The organism is Achromobacter sp. UBA4530, assembly GCF_002388205.1.
Classification (GTDB): Bacteria; Pseudomonadota; Gammaproteobacteria; order Burkholderiales; family Burkholderiaceae_B; genus Achromobacter; species Achromobacter animicus.
Window position 1 is genome coordinate 1 of record NZ_DGMA01000004.1, and the last position, 15,166, is coordinate 15,166.

Annotated in this window: 12 protein-coding genes; 7 read left to right on the forward strand and 5 right to left on the reverse strand. The window is 65.1% G+C overall.

The window, feature by feature from the left end; all coding sequences use genetic code 11:
- Both B2W22_RS02380 and B2W22_RS02385 read left to right on the forward strand, forming a co-directional pair.
- On the forward strand, positions 1-1,302 hold a 1,302-nt coding region (locus B2W22_RS02380), incomplete at its 5' end, for a bifunctional aconitate hydratase 2/2-methylisocitrate dehydratase (protein WP_286936068.1).
- A 206-nt stretch (positions 1,303-1,508) separates the two neighbouring features.
- Positions 1,509-2,105, forward strand: coding sequence for a hypothetical protein (locus tag B2W22_RS02385; RefSeq protein ID WP_056563184.1), 597 nt, complete (start codon positions 1,509-1,511; stop codon positions 2,103-2,105).
- A 172-nt stretch (positions 2,106-2,277) separates the two neighbouring features.
- On the opposite strand, the gene B2W22_RS02390 is transcribed toward B2W22_RS02385, so the two are convergent.
- Positions 2,278-4,509, reverse strand: a complete 2,232-nt coding sequence (locus B2W22_RS02390; RefSeq protein ID WP_218344621.1) for a TonB-dependent receptor — start codon at positions 4,507-4,509, stop codon at positions 2,278-2,280.
- 163 nt (positions 4,510-4,672) lie between these two features.
- The gene (locus B2W22_RS02395; protein WP_286936069.1) at positions 4,673-5,590 is read right to left on the reverse strand and encodes a pirin family protein; all 918 of its coding nucleotides are present in this window, start codon (positions 5,588-5,590) and stop codon (positions 4,673-4,675) included.
- 151 nt (positions 5,591-5,741) lie between these two features.
- Here B2W22_RS02395 and B2W22_RS02400 point away from each other — a divergent pair, with 151 nt between their 5' ends.
- Together B2W22_RS02400 and acnA are read left to right on the forward strand one after the other, a co-directional pair.
- Positions 5,742-6,650, forward strand: a complete 909-nt coding sequence (locus B2W22_RS02400) for a LysR substrate-binding domain-containing protein (RefSeq protein WP_175123664.1) — start codon at positions 5,742-5,744, stop codon at positions 6,648-6,650.
- 249 nt (positions 6,651-6,899) lie between these two features.
- Positions 6,900-9,605 (forward strand): aconitate hydratase AcnA, encoded by a 2,706-nt coding sequence (gene acnA / locus B2W22_RS02405; RefSeq protein WP_239213206.1) that lies wholly within the window; start codon positions 6,900-6,902, stop codon positions 9,603-9,605.
- A gap of 153 nt (positions 9,606-9,758) precedes the next feature.
- Here acnA and B2W22_RS02410 read toward each other — a convergent pair whose 3' ends face one another.
- Positions 9,759-10,532: a DODA-type extradiol aromatic ring-opening family dioxygenase gene (locus B2W22_RS02410; protein WP_286936070.1), complete on the reverse strand. Its 774-nt coding sequence runs from the start codon at positions 10,530-10,532 to the stop codon at positions 9,759-9,761.
- 257 nt (positions 10,533-10,789) lie between these two features.
- Here B2W22_RS02410 and B2W22_RS02415 point away from each other — a divergent pair, with 257 nt between their 5' ends.
- The 3 genes from B2W22_RS02415 (at position 10,790) to efp (ending at position 13,800) form a co-directional block, all read left to right on the forward strand.
- On the forward strand, positions 10,790-11,992 hold the full coding sequence (locus B2W22_RS02415; protein ID WP_175183974.1) for a DUF2863 family protein: 1,203 nt from the start codon (positions 10,790-10,792) through the stop codon (positions 11,990-11,992).
- Positions 11,993-11,999: 7 nt separating this feature from the next.
- Positions 12,000-13,112, forward strand: a complete 1,113-nt coding sequence (gene earP / locus B2W22_RS02420) for an elongation factor P maturation arginine rhamnosyltransferase EarP (RefSeq protein WP_286936071.1) — start codon at positions 12,000-12,002, stop codon at positions 13,110-13,112.
- Between the two features lie 127 nt (positions 13,113-13,239).
- A complete protein-coding gene (gene efp / locus B2W22_RS02425) occupies positions 13,240-13,800 on the forward strand; it encodes an elongation factor P (protein WP_006225610.1) in 561 nt (186 codons plus the stop codon).
- Positions 13,801-13,939: 139 nt separating this feature from the next.
- Here efp and B2W22_RS02430 read toward each other — a convergent pair whose 3' ends face one another.
- Both B2W22_RS02430 and B2W22_RS02435 read right to left on the reverse strand, forming a co-directional pair.
- Positions 13,940-14,398, reverse strand: a complete 459-nt coding sequence (locus B2W22_RS02430) for a DUF1178 family protein (protein WP_175123669.1) — start codon at positions 14,396-14,398, stop codon at positions 13,940-13,942.
- Between the two features lie 43 nt (positions 14,399-14,441).
- On the reverse strand, positions 14,442-15,146 hold the full coding sequence (locus tag B2W22_RS02435) for a DUF2968 domain-containing protein (protein WP_286936072.1): 705 nt from the start codon (positions 15,144-15,146) through the stop codon (positions 14,442-14,444).
- Positions 15,147-15,166 lie beyond the last annotated feature (20 nt).

Below are 15,166 nucleotides of genomic sequence, written 5' to 3' on the forward strand. Positions count from 1 at the left end.
CTGGCCTGCCTGGGCTTCTCGTCCGACCTGGTGATGCAGTCGTTCTGCCACACCGCCGCCTACCCCAAGCCCGTCGACGTCAAGACGCACCACACGCTGCCTGAGTTCATCAGCACGCGTGGCGGCGTGTCGCTGCGTCCCGGCGACGGCGTGATCCACTCGTGGCTGAACCGCATGCTGCTGCCCGACACCGTCGGCACCGGCGGCGACTCGCACACCCGCTTCCCCATCGGCATCTCGTTCCCCGCCGGCTCGGGCCTGGTGGCCTTTGCCGCCGCCACCGGCGTCATGCCGCTGGACATGCCGGAATCGGTGCTGGTCCGCTTCAAGGGCAAGCTGCAACCCGGCGTCACGCTGCGCGACCTGGTCAACGCCATCCCGCTGTACGCCATCAAGCAAGGCCTGCTGACGGTTGCCAAGCAAGGCAAGAAGAACATCTTCTCCGGCCGCATCCTGGAAATCGAAGGCCTGCCCGACCTGAAGGTCGAACAAGCCTTTGAACTGTCCGACGCCTCGGCCGAGCGCTCGGCCGCCGGTTGCTCGGTGTTCCTGAACAAGGAACCGATCATCGAGTACATCAACAGCAACATCGTGATGCTCAAGTGGATGATCGCCAACGGCTACGAAGACGAGCGCACGCTGGGCCGCCGCATCAAAGCGATGGAAGCCTGGCTGGCCGATCCCAAGCTGCTGGAGCCGGACGCCGACGCCGAATACGCCGCGGTCATCGAGATCGACCTGGCCGACGTGCATGAGCCCATCGTTGCCTGCCCGAACGACCCCGACGACGTCAAGACGCTGTCGGAAGTCGCCGGCGCCAAGATCGACGAAGTGTTCATCGGCAGCTGCATGACCAACATCGGCCACTTCCGCGCAGCGTCCAAGCTGCTCGAAGGCAAGCGCGACATTCCGGTCAAGCTGTGGGTCGCTCCCCCGACCAAGATGGACGCCACGCAGCTGACCGAGGAAGGCCACTACGGCGTGTTCGGCACCGCCGGCGCCCGCACCGAAATGCCGGGCTGCTCGCTGTGCATGGGCAACCAGGCGCAGGTCCGCGAAGGCGCGACGGTCATGTCGACCAGCACCCGCAACTTCCCGAACCGCCTGGGCAAGAACACGAACGTGTACCTGGGTTCGGCCGAACTGGCCGCCATCTGCTCGAAGCTTGGCCGCATCCCGACCAAGGACGAGTACATGGCCGACATGGGCGTCATCAACAAGAGCGGCGACCAGATCTACCAGTACCTGAACTTCGACAAGATCGCCGACTACAAGGACGTGGCGGACGTGATCGAGGTCTGATCCCGACTCCCCTGCCAGGCCTTGCGGCCTGAACAACGGCCCCGTGCAATCGCCCGGGGCCGTTTTTTTTGCCTTTATCCGGGCAATTCGGATCGGCGCGCAGCCTGTATAACGAAACGTTTCAATACAATCCAGGCATGCCGGTGAGACGTCGGCCGCCAACGCCGGAGAAGCCCCGGCGCATTTTTCCTGGAGGAAGCCTGCCAATGATCCGGCTATTGCCGCCGACGCTGTTGCTGACGCTAGCCGGCTGCGCCACCGCGCCGCCCTCGAATCCCGACAACATCTGCGCCATCTTCCGAGAGAAACCGGAATGGCACGACGCGGCGCTGGACGTGCAGAAGAAATGGGGCGCCCCGGTGCCGGTGCCCATCGCGATGATGTACCAGGAGTCGTCCTTCAAGCACGACGCCTTGCCGCCGCGCTATTACTTTCTGGGCTTCATTCCGTGGGGCCGCGTCAGTTCCGCCTATGGGTACGCGCAGGCCAAGGACGAAACCTGGGCCGACTACAAGCGCGAAGCGGGCGGTTGGACGTCCAGCCGCGACAACTTTGCCGACGCGCTCGACTTCATGGGCTGGTACATGAGCAAGACGCAGCGCATCAACGGGATCTCTAAGTGGGATGCGTATGGGCAGTACCTGAACTATCACGAAGGCTGGACCGGATACCGCAACCGTAGTTATGACCGTAAGGCGTGGTTGAAGACCGTGTCGCAGAAAGTGCAGGCGCGCGCCGAGAAATTTACCGCGCAGTACAAGAGCTGCGAGTCGAGCCTGTCGCGGGGCGGATGGTTCTGGTAAGGCGTCGCCTGTTGGGTGTCTGACACCCCGCAGAGACGACGGTACAGGCTGAGGATCGTCTCCCGAGGTGGTCAGACACCGTTGTGCACCTGCGCGGCGACAGGTCAAAAAAATCCCCCGCGTCGCGAGGCTTTCGGGGGATTTTTCATGTACGGGCATCAGCCCGCAGCGATCAGAAGTCCATGCTCGCCGACAGCGAGAACGTGCGCGGGCCGCCCAGGACGAGGTAGCCGTTGCCCGGGTAACCGCCCACCGACGACCAGTAGTTGCGATTGGCGATGTTGTCGACGCGGGCGCGCAGCGTCACGACGTGGCCGTCGACGTCCATCATGTAGCGCAGGCCGGCGTCAAAGCGCGTCCAGCCGGGAACCTTGAGCGTGTTGGCGTCATCGGCATACGACGAGCCGGTGTAGACCACGCGGCCATCGATGGCCAGGCCTTCCACGCCCGGGATGTCCCATTCCACGCCCATGTTGGCCTGGAAGCGCGGCACGCCGATCACGCGGTTGCCGTTCAGCGAGGCGGTGCCGGTCTTGACCTGCTTGGCATCCAGCCAGGTCAGGCCGCCCAGGAGACGCACGCTGCGCACGGGCTCGCCGAAGACGGTCAGTTCGACGCCTTGGTGGCGGTCTTCGCCCGAATTGGTCAGCTCGTTGCTGGCGTTGTAGGCCGCGCGCGGCTTGTCGGTCGAGAAGAACGCCAGGCCGCCGCCGAGGCTCTCGCCTTCGTACTTCACGCCCACTTCCTTCTGCTTGGACACGAAGGGCGGCAGGCTCTGGCCAACGTTCGGCACGGGACGGCCGCCTGCCGTCGCAGGCGCGGTCGGGCCGGCAACCAAGGCTTCGATGTAGTTGGCATACAGCGAAACGCTCGGCGCCACCTTGAACACCAGACCGAAGGCCGGCGAATTGTGGCTGGCGTCGTAGGCGCCGCTTTCCGCGCCGGTGTTGTAGGCGTAGTCACGTTGCGACATGCGCTGATGACGAATGCCGGCGGTGAACAGCACCTTGTCGTCAAGGAAGGACATCGTGTCGCCGATGGCATAGCTGCTCAGGCGGGTACGGCCTTGCAACGCGGGGTTGTCCAGATCGTTGCCGCGCAGCGCGCCGGCACTGAATGCAGGCTTGTCGTACGAGATGGGATCGTAGATGTTCGTGGGGAACGTGTTGCGGAAGTCCATCACGTACGCGTTCTTCTTCTTCAGATCGAACCACGAGGCCGACACGACGAATTCGTGACCCACGGGACCGGTGCGCAACTTGCCGCGCAGGCCGATTTCTCCCGTGTTGACGCTGTCTTCGCGGGTGTTGTCGAAGCGGTAGAAATTGCCGGCGCCGGTGCTGCCATTGGTGAGCGTGATGTTGCCCAGCGAATTGGCTTCGTCGCTACGGCGCATGCCGAACGCGCCGTACGCGGTCAGCTTGTCGCTGAAGTCATGTTCGGCGCGCAACGTGCCGAAGACGTCGCGCTCGTTGGAATAGGTCCACGGCTGCGCATAGTTCGAGCTGGCGTCCGGCGCATCGGGCACGGTCGTGACACCGGCGCCCAGCGTCACGTTGGGACGCGGACGCTTGAGCTTGTTTTCCTGCCAGCCGATGTCGGCGGACAGGCGCGTGTCGGCCGACCGCCAGTCCAGGCCCAGCGAAACGACGCTGGTGCGGCTGTGTTCGTCATCGATCGCCGTGTCGCCGCTGCGTTGTGCGGCGTTCAGGCGGATGCCGGTACTGTCATCCGGGCCGAAGCGGCGCGCGATGTCGGTGGAAAGCTGGAATTGGCCGCCGCTGGAAACGCCCGTGGTGACGCGCGTCAGCGGTTCGTTCGGCGCGCGCTTGGGCACCAGGTTGATCACGCCGCCGATGCCGCCGCCGCCGGGCGTCGCGCCCGTCAGGAAGGCGGTTGCGCCGCGGAGCACTTCCACGCGCTCGAACAGTTCGGTGGCAATGTATTGGCGGGGAAGCAGGCTGTAGAGGCCGTTGTAGGCCACATCATCCGAGCTCAGGATGAAGCCGCGAATGAAGTACGACTCCTGGAAATTACCGAAGCCGCGCGCCACGCGCACGCCCGAGTCGTTCTGCAGCACATCGCCCACGCTCTTCGCCTGACGATCCTGGATCAGCTCATTCGTGTAGCTGGTCACGCTGAACGGCGTGTTCATGAAATCCTCGGTGCCGAGGATGCCGACACGGCCGCCGCGGGCCACCTGGCCGCCCGCGAACGGCGCCGACAGGCCGCCGGCGGACGCGTCAGCGCTCGCCTCGACCCGGATGGCGTCCATCGAGGTCACGGGACCGCTGGTCGTGGCGGGCTGGGTCGTCTGGGGGGCTGTCTGGGGCGCGGTCTGGGCGTGGACGGCGCCAAAGCACGGCAGCGCGGCGGCCATGCAAGCGAGAGTTCTGATTTTCATATGGGGACGCTGGTGGTGCGGAAACAAGCTCCGCGGTGCGGTGGGGAGATCCGCTTGAGAGATCTGACGCGCTAGATGTTACCAAAAGAGAATCGTTCTCATTGCGTCCCTCAAGAAGAATCCGTGTCCAACGTTGCGGCTGAACAACAGATTCCGTCCTGATTCAGCAGATGCTCAATGCATCTTCCGCCGCCGGGCTCTCCACGGCGTCGTATGCCGTCAGCGCCTCGGCTAGGGCCGCATCGGCAGCCGGCGTGATGCCGGCGCCCTGCTCCGACGCCGCCACGACGGCGGGGCCGGCCACCAGCACAAAATGAACGGGCACCTTGCCCGCCATCAGCAGCAGCACCCCTTCTTCACCATCCGGCGTGGCGCTGGCGGCAGCGGCGGAACCGGCGGGCAGCACCGCAAAGTCCGGATCGCCCCCCGCCACCTTGGGCAGCGGCGGCCCGCCCTTGCTACGGTGCCTGGCGCGCACGCCCAAGTCGCCCTGCACCGCATAGAACCAGGCATTCCAGCCAGGTGGCATGGGCAGGAGCGTCGTCGCGCCCGGCCGCAGCCAGCCGTCCAGGATCAGCAGCGGTTCGGGCGTGCACAAGGGCGATTCAAGACCGGCATAGCTGCCCGCCACCACGCGCACCTTGCCCGAGGGGGTCTGGATGACCGGCATGTCCGCAGCGCGCAGCAACGACGTAGACGGCGGCAGGGACTTCAGATGCGCCGGGTGGTCGATGAAGATCTGCAGTCCGTGCAGCGTGGCGTCGCCCGCCGGCCGCTGCGCGTGCACGATGCCTCGCCCGGCTTGTGTCCACTGCAGGTCGCCCGCGCGGATTTCGCGATTGTTCTCGATGCCTTCCAGGCTCTGCATGACGCCCGTACTGTCTTCCAGCAGCAGCGTCGCGGCGCTGACGCCGGCGTGCGTATGTGGCTCAAACGTGGGACCCGTCATGACGAAGTGGTCCACCAGCACCACGGGCGACATGCCCCCCGAAAAATCGGTATGGCGGAACTGACGGATGGTGCAGGCGTCGCCCAGGTAGCGGCTGGATCCGGCGATGACGGCGCTGAGATGAAGAGTCAAAAAGTGCTGCCTTGCTGTTTGCTGAACATGTATTGCGGCGACAGCTTATGAGGTCGGCCCGCCGGACAGTAGGGGCCAATTTCAGGAATAATTGTCCCGGCTGTCAGGACAATGCCATCAAATTTTCGAATTTCTCCTATTAAAACGCTGTATGCCTAACTACGTTCATCGCCTTGAAGACCTGCTGCTTTTCAGCGAAGTTGTCGAAAAAGGTGGCTTCTCGGCGGCCGCACGTGTGTTGAATATGCAACGTTCCAAGCTCAGCCGCCGGGTTGCGGAGCTTGAAGCGCGCCTGGGCGTGCGGCTGCTTCAACGCAATACGCGCCGTGTGTCGCTGACGCCGATGGGCGAACAGATACATGCCCACGCCCAGGCGCTGGCCCGCGAAGCGCGCAGCGTCTTCGATCTGGCTGCGTCGATGGGCGATGCGCCAGCCGGCATGCTGCGCATCACCGCGCCGGCGCCGCTCGCGACGCGGGTGTTGGGCGGGCTGGTCGCCCGCTTCTGCGCGGACCATCCGCGCGTGCGGGTGCTGCTGGATACCCGCGACCAGATCATCGATCTGGTCGGTGAAGGCTACGACCTGGCGTTCCGCGCCCAGGCGTCTTCGCTGACGGATGCCAAGCTCAATGCGCTGGAAATTGCCCCTGTGCCGCTGGCGCTGGTGTGCAGCCCTGCGATGGCCAGATCCGCACCGCGCCACCCGCGCGATCTGGCCGCCCTGCCCCTGCTGGCCCACGGCACGCAGGACGGCCCGCACACCTGGCGGCTGACCGGGCCAGCGGGCGAGATGGAATCGGTGGAGTTCCAGCCGCGCAGCCTGAGCAGCAATATGGACACGCTGCGCGCAATGGCCGGCGCGGGGCTGGGCGTGGCGCTGGTCCCGCGCTATCTGTGCGGCCCTGAACTCGACCAAGGCGGTCTGGCGCATATCCTGCCCAGCTGGTCGGCGGCGCCCGCGCGAATCTACGCCGTCATGCCCGCGCGCTGCGGCGAGCCGCTGGCGTTGAAACGATTTCTTGAATACGTGGCGGCGGAGCTGCCGGCGCGCCTGATCTAAGGGCCATTCTTGCGCGCGCAGGGTCTTGCAGGCTTGGCGCGCGTCCGCCAAAGTAAGGGTTTCGCCGAATCCGGACCGGTCTGGGTCGATAAAGGGCCGGAACTTTGACGCGTCGCCCAAGTCTTATATAAGATATAAGACATAAACCAAGATATAGACCCTCGGCAAACTTGTCCAAGAGACAATGACAAACCTGCCGAAACGCCTGAAAATGCCGCCTTCAGCCTGGGCAAAACCACGGAGTCCATCATGCCGCACAACACCCTAGACACACTCAAGAATTTCAAGATCGGCAACAAGTCCTGTCAGTTCTACTCGCTGCCGGCGCTGGGCAAATCGCTCGGCATCGACGTGCAGCGGCTGCCGGTCTCCATCCGCATCGTGCTGGAATCCGTGCTGCGCAACTGCGATGGCAAGAAAGTCACCGAAGAACACGTGCGGCAGCTCGCCAACTGGCAGGCCAACGCCAAGCGCGAAGATGAAATTCCCTTTGTGGTCGCCCGGGTCGTGCTGCAGGACTTCACCGGGGTGCCGCTCTTGGCCGACATCGCGGCCATGCGCTCGGTTGCCGACAAGATGGGCAAGAGCCCCAAGAGCATCGAACCCCTGGTGCCCGTGGACCTGGTGGTGGACCACTCGGTCATGATCGATTACTTCGGCACCAAGAACGCGCTGGACCTGAACATGAAGCTGGAGTTCAAGCGCAACCAGGAGCGCTACCAGTTCATGAAGTGGGGCATGCAGGCGTTCGACACCTTCGGCGTCGTGCCGCCGGGCTTCGGCATCGTCCACCAGGTCAACCTGGAATACCTGGCGCGCGGTGTGCACCAGGACAAGAAGAACAGCGTCTTCTACCCCGATTCGCTGGTGGGCACCGACAGCCACACCACCATGATCAACGGCATCGGCGTGGTCGGCTGGGGCGTGGGCGGCATCGAAGCGGAAGCCGGCATGCTGGGCCAGCCCGTGTACTTCCTGACGCCCGACGTCGTGGGCGTCGAGCTCAAGGGCCAGTTGCGCGGCGGCGTCACCGCCACCGACCTGGTGCTGACCATCACCGAAATGCTGCGCCGTGAAAAGGTGGTGGGCAAGTTCGTCGAATTCTGCGGCGAAGGCACCGCCAGCCTGACCGTGGCCGAACGCGCCACCATCGGCAACATGGCGCCCGAGTACGGCGCCACCATGGGCTTCTTCCCGGTCGACGAACGCACCATCGACTACTTCCGCGGCACCGGCCGCACCGAAGAGGAAATCGCTGCCTTCGAGGCCTATTTCAAGGCGCAGAAGATGTTCGGCGTTCCCGCGGCCCAGGACATCAACTTCACCAAGCTGCTGACGCTGGACCTGTCCACCGTCGCCCCGTCGCTGGCTGGCCCGAAGCGTCCGCAGGACCGCATCGAGATCGGCAACGTCAAGAACACGTTCATCGACCTGTTCTCCAAGCCGGTCGCCGAAAACGGCTTCAACCAGCCCGCCGAAAAGCTGGATCAAACCTTCACCACCAGCACCGGCACCAAGGTCAAGAACGGCGACATCCTGATCGCCGCCATCACGTCCTGCACCAACACGTCCAACCCCAGCGTGCTGCTGGCGGCGGGCCTGTTGGCCAAGAAGGCCGTGGAAGCCGGCCTGACGGTGCCCAAGCACATCAAGACCTCGCTGGCCCCCGGATCGCGCGTGGTCACCGAATACCTGACCAAGACGGGCCTCTTGCCCTACCTGGAAAAGCTGGGCTTCGACGTGGCGGCCTACGGCTGCACGACCTGCATCGGCAACGCCGGCGACCTGACGGCTGACTTGAACGAAGCCATCACCAGCAACGACCTCGTTTGCTCGGCAGTGCTCTCGGGCAACCGCAACTTCGAGGCGCGCATCCACCCGAACATCAAGGCCAACTTCCTGGCTTCGCCGCCGCTGGTCGTGGCCTACGCCCTGGCCGGCACCGTCACGCGCGACCTGATGACCGAGCCCGTGGGCCGCGGCAAGAACGGCGACGTGTGGCTGGGCAACATCTGGCCGACCACCGAGGAAATCGACGCGCTGCTGAAGTACGCGCTGGACCCCGAGGCCTTCGAGGCCAACTACGGCCAGGTCAAGAGCAACCCCGGCAAGCTGTGGGAAAACATCAAGGGCGTCACGGGTGATACCTACAACTGGCCCGACTCCACGTACATCGCCGAACCGCCCTTCTTCGAAGGTTTCGGCATGACGCCGGGCGCGATGCCCACGGTCAAGGGCGCGCGCGCGCTGGGCGTCTTCGGCGACTCGGTCACCACCGACCACATCTCGCCCGCCGGCTCCATCAAGGAAAGCTCGCCCGCCGGCAAGTGGCTGAAGGAAAACGGCGTCATGAAGGCCGACTTCAACAGCTACGGTTCGCGCCGCGGCAACCATGAAATCATGATGCGCGGCACCTTCGCCAACGTGCGCATCAAGAACCTCATGATTCCCGCGCTGCCGGACGGCAGCCGCTTCGAAGGCGGCGAAACCCTGTTCCAGCCCACCGGCGAACAGATGTCGATCTACGACGCCGCCATGAAGTACGTCGCGGCCGGCACGCCCACCGTGGTGTTCGGCGGCGAAGAATACGGCACCGGCTCGTCGCGCGACTGGGCCGCCAAGGGCACCCAGCTGCTCGGCGTCAAGGCGGTCATCACGCGCAGCTTCGAGCGCATCCACCGCAGCAACCTGGTGGGCATGGGCGTGCTGCCCCTGCAGTTCAAGGGCAACGACAGCGTGCAGTCGCTGGGAATCACCGGCGAAGAAACGTACGACATCTCGGGCCTGGAAAACGGCATCAAGCCGATGCAGGACGTGACGTTGACGATCACGCGCAAGGACGGTTCGAAGCAGGACGTGACCGTGCTGCTGCGTATCGACACCCCGATCGAGGTCGATTATTACCAGCACGGCGGGATCCTGCCGTTCGTGCTGCGCCAACTGCTTGCTGCCTGATCGTCAACGGTCGCAGCTCAGTAAGAACGCCCCGGGACCTTGCGGTTCCGGGGCGTTTTTCATGGGCAGCAGAGGTGTCTGACACCCTCCAGAGATATCTTCGGCTTGCCGCCGTTTCTCAACGGGTGTCAGACACCAGGTAATGGCGCGGGCTTAATCAAACTGATAGGCGTCCATCGCCAACGCCGCGTACGACACTTCGTCATTCAGCCGCCGCGCCTTCGCGCCGCCCGCGCCCAATGCCACATACAGCGGCATCAGATGATCGTCATGCGGATGCGCCTGCATGGCGCCGGGCGCCTGCGCCTGCCAATCCAGCAGCGCAGGCACGTCGTGATGCGCCAGCTTGTCCGCGTACCACGCCTGAAAGCCCGGCACGTAGCCGGCCGCCGGCGCGTTCTGTGGCATGCGGACGTGGCGCAGGTTGTGCGTCAGCGACCCCGAGCCGATGATCAGGATGTCTTCGTCGCGCAGGCGCGCCAGCGCGCGGCCCAGTTCCATCTGTCCCGCCGCGTCGCGCCCCATGTCCAGTGACAGTTGCACAACCGGCACGTCCACATCCGGGTACAGATAGCGCAGCGGCACCCAGGCCCCGTGGTCCAACGGGCGCCGGGGATCACGATCGGCGGCGATGCCCGATTCGGCCAGCAGCGCCTGCACGCGCGCGGCCAGTTCGGGCGACCCGGGCGCGGCGTACTGCAGCGCGTAAAGCTCCTGCGGGAAGCCGCCGAAGTCGTGCCAGGCGACCTGCTGATCGCGGGTCGAGAGCGCCAGCCCCTCGCCCATCCAGTGCGGCGAAACGACCAGGATGCCGCGCGGCTTGCGGCCCTGCGCGGCGCTCCAGTCCGCTAGTGCGGGGCCGGTGCGGCCGGGCTCGACGGCGAGCATGGGAGAACCGTGGGATACGAAAAGCGTAGGCCAACGCATGGCTGTGCCTCCAGAAACAATAACGATGCCGTCATTGTCGGCCGATTCAAACGAGCAATAAACCCCCGGTCTCGGGATAATCTGTTGCCCGATAAGCATCAATGAAGACCGCGCGCGCTTGAGAATTCCGCCGTAGTCACGCCCCTACCGAACGGCGGCGGGGTCAGTCAGGCCGGCGCGCAATGGGCCGTCACCCCGCCGAGGGTGCCGGGCGTTAAACTACGTCGTTACACACTGAATGGACGTTCCCCGAAGTTATGGCCCGATCCCGCAGCCAATCCGCTCCCCGCATGACCCGTGACGCTACCCGGCTGGTCGCGCTTGCCCAGGCGCTGAACCGCTCGGGCAGCCGCGTCGAAGACGTCTTCTGGGAGACCCAGCTTGGCGAAGCGATCCCGAAGCTGCTCAAGGCTGGCCAGGACGCCCCGCTCGAAGCGGCGCTGGACCACCTTGCCCAAAGCGACGTGGGCGCCTACGAGGTTCTGATCGAACAGGCCGAAACCCTGTCCGAATCGATGAAGATCGAGAAAAACGGCGTTCGCTACGACATCCTGCTGATCGTCGCGCCCATCGTCGCCTGGACCCGGTACGCCATTCCCACCGGCCCCATTTCGGCCAGCGCGCAGCAAGCCCTGCTGGCCCAGCTTCACGGGCATGTCCTGTCGAGCAATGCGCGCACCACGTTGATGCCGCTGCTGGTCAGCGTGGACCAGATGCCGCGCACGTTCTCCGAGACCTGGCAATGGCTGCAACGCCTGGGCTCGCAGGCGCTGGGCGCCGAGACCACCAAGCCGGCGCTGAACACCGACACCGAAACCGCGAACATGCTGGCCGACACGCGCTACATCGTCGGCACGGTCGCCGTGCCCGAAGGCGAGCCGATCTTCCGTTGGCAGGAAAAGCTGGGCGATGCCGACGCCAGCCGTGATGCCTGCCTGGCGCAGTGGGCCGCGCAAGCGCAGCCCACGCTGGCCGCGCTGCTGCCGGGGTGCGGTTTCGAGGCCCTGCTGCCCGACGCCTACTACGTCAGCAACCGCGAAGCCGACCGTCAGGTGCGCCCGCTGTCGCTGCGCGCGGCGGTCAGCTGGCTGGAAGGCGCCGTCAACCTTGAAGCCTCGCAGCTCCGGGCCGTGGTGGCCGGCTGCGGCGAAGGCCGCATCGACGAATACCGCATCGGCTTTACCGCGCGCAGCAGCAACGACGTGTATTACGGCTGCGTGTGGCCGCTGTACGGCCGCGAGGAAGACCTGGTCATGGACGAAGGCCAGCCCGACGTGGTCGACGAGATCGCGGCACTGCTGAAGGAATACGGGGTCACGGACGTTCGCCGCATCCCCGGCGTGCTGCCGCCCGAGTACTGCGAGGACTGCGGCGCGCCCTACTTCCCGAATCCCCTGGGCGAACTGGTGCATGCCGAACTGCCCGAGGACGCCGAGGCCGCCCCCGCCCAGTTCCACTAGGCCAGCCATGCAAGCGGACATTTTCTGCCGGGTCGTCGACAACTACGGCGATATCGGCGTCTGCTGGCGTCTTGCGCGCCAGCTAGCGCGCGATTTCCAGTGGGATGTCCGCCTGTGGGTCGACGATCTGGCCAGCTTCTCGCACATCCAGCCCGGCATCTCGGCCGACGCCGCGCGCCAGCAGTTGTCGGGCGTCGACGTCGTGCATTGGTCCGATGCACCGGACGCCACGCTGCAGGCGCGCGACGTCGTGATCGAGGCGTTCGCGTGCGATCCGCCCGAGGCCTTCGTCGCGTCCATGCGCCGCAGCCACCCCGTCTGGATCAACCTGGAATATCTGAGCGCCGAAGCGTGGGTCGAAAGCTGCCACGGGCTGCCGTCGCAGCGGCCGGACGGCCTGGTGAAGCACTTCTTTTTTCCGGGCTTTACGCCGGCCACGGGCGGCCTGCTGCGCGAACCGGCCCTGGCCGTGGAGCGCGAAGCGCTGCAGGGCTCGGCGGACATGCAGGACGCCTTTCTGCGGTCGGCCGGCGTGCCGGACGATGCGCTGGCGCTGCGGCGCAGTGGCGCGCGCACCGTGTCCCTGTTTTGCTATCCGTCGGCGGCGGTGGCCGAACTGGCCCAGGCCCTGGCGGCCGACACGCGCCCTACCCTGCTGCTGGTGCCGCAGGGCGTCGCGCCCGCGCTGGAAGCGGCCTGCCAGTCGGCTGGCGCGCCGCGCGTCGTCCGGTTGCCTTTTCTGGCGCAGCCCGATTACGACCGCCTGCTGTGGTGCGCGGACTTGAATTTCGTGCGTGGCGAAGATTCCTTCGTGCGGGCCGCCTGGGCCGCCCGGCCGCTGGTCTGGCAGATCTATCCCCAGGACGAAAACGTCCATCTTGAAAAGCTGGAAGCCTGGCTGGCGCGCTACCCGGCCCCCGAAACGGCGCATGCGCTGATCCGCGCCTGGAACGAGTCCGAACCCGGCCGCACGGCCCCGGCCGTCAGCGCCGCGCTGGCGCCCGACGCCTGGCGCGCGTGGTCCGACGCAGCCCTCGCCTGGAACGCCAGCCAGTCGGCCCTGCCCGGCCTGGCCGAAAATCTGGCCACGTTTTGCGCAGAGTTGGCCAAGAAACGTTAGAATAGAGAGTTTTCTGAGTTGCCCTGAATCTGTCGGGCCTCAACTATGACGCCTCCCGGGGTGTGCAAAGCCTCACGCGGCTTATGCAAGCACGGCGAGTGCACCCATCACCCCCGGAGTTTTATCGATGAAAACCGCTCAGGAATTGCGAGTCGGAAACGTGGTCATGGTCGGCAAGGATCCCCTCGTGGTCCAGAAGGCCGAATACAACAAGTCTGGCCGTAACGCCGCCGTGGTCAAGCTGAAGTTCAAGAACCTCTTGACCGCCTCGGCCAGCGAATCGGTCTACAAGGCCGACGAAAAGTTCGAAGTCGTTCAACTGGATCGCAAGGAATGCACGTATTCCTACTTCGGCGACCCGATGTACGTCTTCATGGACGAAGAGTACAACCAGTACGAAATCGAAGCCGAAAGCATGGGCGACGCGCTCAACTACCTGGAAGAAGCGATGCCCGTGGAAGTGGTCTTCTACGACGGCCGCGCCATCTCGGTTGAACTGCCCACCACGCTCGTGCGCGAAATCACCTACACCGAACCCGCCGTCCGTGGCGATACCTCGGGCAAGGTGACCAAGCCGGCCAAGATCAACACCGGCTACGAACTGAACGTGCCGCTGTTCTGCGCCATTGGCGACAAGATCGAAATCGACACCCGCACCAACGAATACCGCAGCCGCGTCAACAACTGATCCGGCCCAGCGCAAAAAAGCCAGACCTATTTCGGTCTGGCTTTTTTTTGGGCGGTGGGTGGCAAGGTGTCTGACACCCTTTGAGACGCTGCTTCAAACTGCAGATCATCTAGCCAGGAGAGCCGGACACCTCGGCCCGCTATTGCAATCGTTCGTCGTCCAGAAAATCCGGGACCGCCATGACTTCGATGCCGTCCTCGGCCAGGGCTTCGCGTTCTTCCACCGTGGCGGTGCCGCGGATGGGGCGGTCGTCGGCGTCGCCTTCGTGGATGCGGCGCGCTTCTTCGGCGAAGCGGGGGCCGACGTTTTCGGTGCTGCGCACCAGCGCGCGAACCTGGCGCATGACGGCGGCCTGCAGGGCCGCCATCTTTTCCGCGTCGGACGCGCCGGCCGGCACGAGCGGCTGGGCCGCAGGCGCGTGCAGGTGGGCGACATTCAAACGGGGAGCGGACAGGCGCTTGGTGATGGTGGCCGACCCGCAGACGGGGCACGTGACAAGGCCGCGCGCTTGCTGCGCGTCGTAGTCTTCGTGCGACCCGAACCACCCTTCAAAGATGTGGTCGTGGTCGCACTGGAGGTCAAAAACTTTCAAAGCCATGGCGTCTATATGGGGTGCAACGCCCAGAGTACAAGAAGGCGTGCTACTTGGCCCGGGTTTGCGCTGCCGGATTGCCGACCTGTGCCTGTTGCGCCTGCAAGGCGTCGATCTGGCGCTGCAGGTCGCGCAGTTGCTGGCGCACGTCCTTCTGCTGTCCGGCCAGCGCCGTGGCTTCCTCGCGTGATTGCTGCTGACGCGCCGCGACCTGCTCTTCCTGCTGCAGCCGCACGGTGCGGTCAGCTTGCAGCGCGCTCAGTTCGGCGCTGCGGCTGGCCAGCAGTTTTTCGGCATGCGCGTTTTCGGCCTGCATCTTGATGCGCTTGATGTCCACTTCGGCGAGCTCGGCGGACTGCGCGACGAACGCGCGATACGTGGCTTCGGCCTGCTTGTCGGACTTGGTCTTGATCACGCGCCAGAAGTCCTTCTGCTGGAACAGCGCGACGTAATACGTCAGGTCATCGGGCTTGAACAACAGGCTGGCGCCGTAGGTGCCGTTGTAGGCCGTGCGCAGCTCCGACACCTGGCGGTTCTGGATCAGGCTTTGCAGCTCCAACACCGTGGAGGCCGGACGCGCAGCCGGCGGCGGCGCGGGCGGTGTCACGGGCGTGGAGGCGGCCTGCGTGTCCTCGACCTGTTTAACCGTGGGCCGGGGCGGTTCCGGCTGCGCGCTGGCGCAAGCGGCCAGACTTGTCAGGACCGAGCCCAACAACGCCACGCGGGTGGCGCCACGGATAAATTGGACGTTCATATTCACCCCAAAAAAACGGT

Excerpts from the sequence above, each read along its gene's own strand:
- B2W22_RS02400 (WP_175123664.1), top strand. The coding sequence starts at position 5,742 with ATGCCTAACTACGTTCATCGCCTTGAAGACCTGCTGCTTTTCAGCGAA.
- B2W22_RS02390 (WP_218344621.1), bottom strand. The coding sequence starts at position 4,509 with ATGAAAATCAGAACTCTCGCTTGCATGGCCGCCGCGCTGCCGTGCTTT.
- B2W22_RS02415 (WP_175183974.1), top strand. The coding sequence starts at position 10,790 with ATGGCCCGATCCCGCAGCCAATCCGCTCCCCGCATGACCCGTGACGCT.
- B2W22_RS02435 (WP_286936072.1), bottom strand. The coding sequence starts at position 15,146 with ATGAACGTCCAATTTATCCGTGGCGCCACCCGCGTGGCGTTGTTGGGC.
- B2W22_RS02385 (WP_056563184.1), top strand. The coding sequence starts at position 1,509 with ATGATCCGGCTATTGCCGCCGACGCTGTTGCTGACGCTAGCCGGCTGC.
- earP (WP_286936071.1), top strand. The coding sequence starts at position 12,000 with ATGCAAGCGGACATTTTCTGCCGGGTCGTCGACAACTACGGCGATATC.
- efp (WP_006225610.1), top strand. The coding sequence starts at position 13,240 with ATGAAAACCGCTCAGGAATTGCGAGTCGGAAACGTGGTCATGGTCGGC.
- acnA (WP_239213206.1), top strand. The coding sequence starts at position 6,900 with ATGCCGCACAACACCCTAGACACACTCAAGAATTTCAAGATCGGCAAC.
- B2W22_RS02430 (WP_175123669.1), bottom strand. The coding sequence starts at position 14,398 with ATGGCTTTGAAAGTTTTTGACCTCCAGTGCGACCACGACCACATCTTT.
- B2W22_RS02410 (WP_286936070.1), bottom strand. The coding sequence starts at position 10,532 with ATGCGTTGGCCTACGCTTTTCGTATCCCACGGTTCTCCCATGCTCGCC.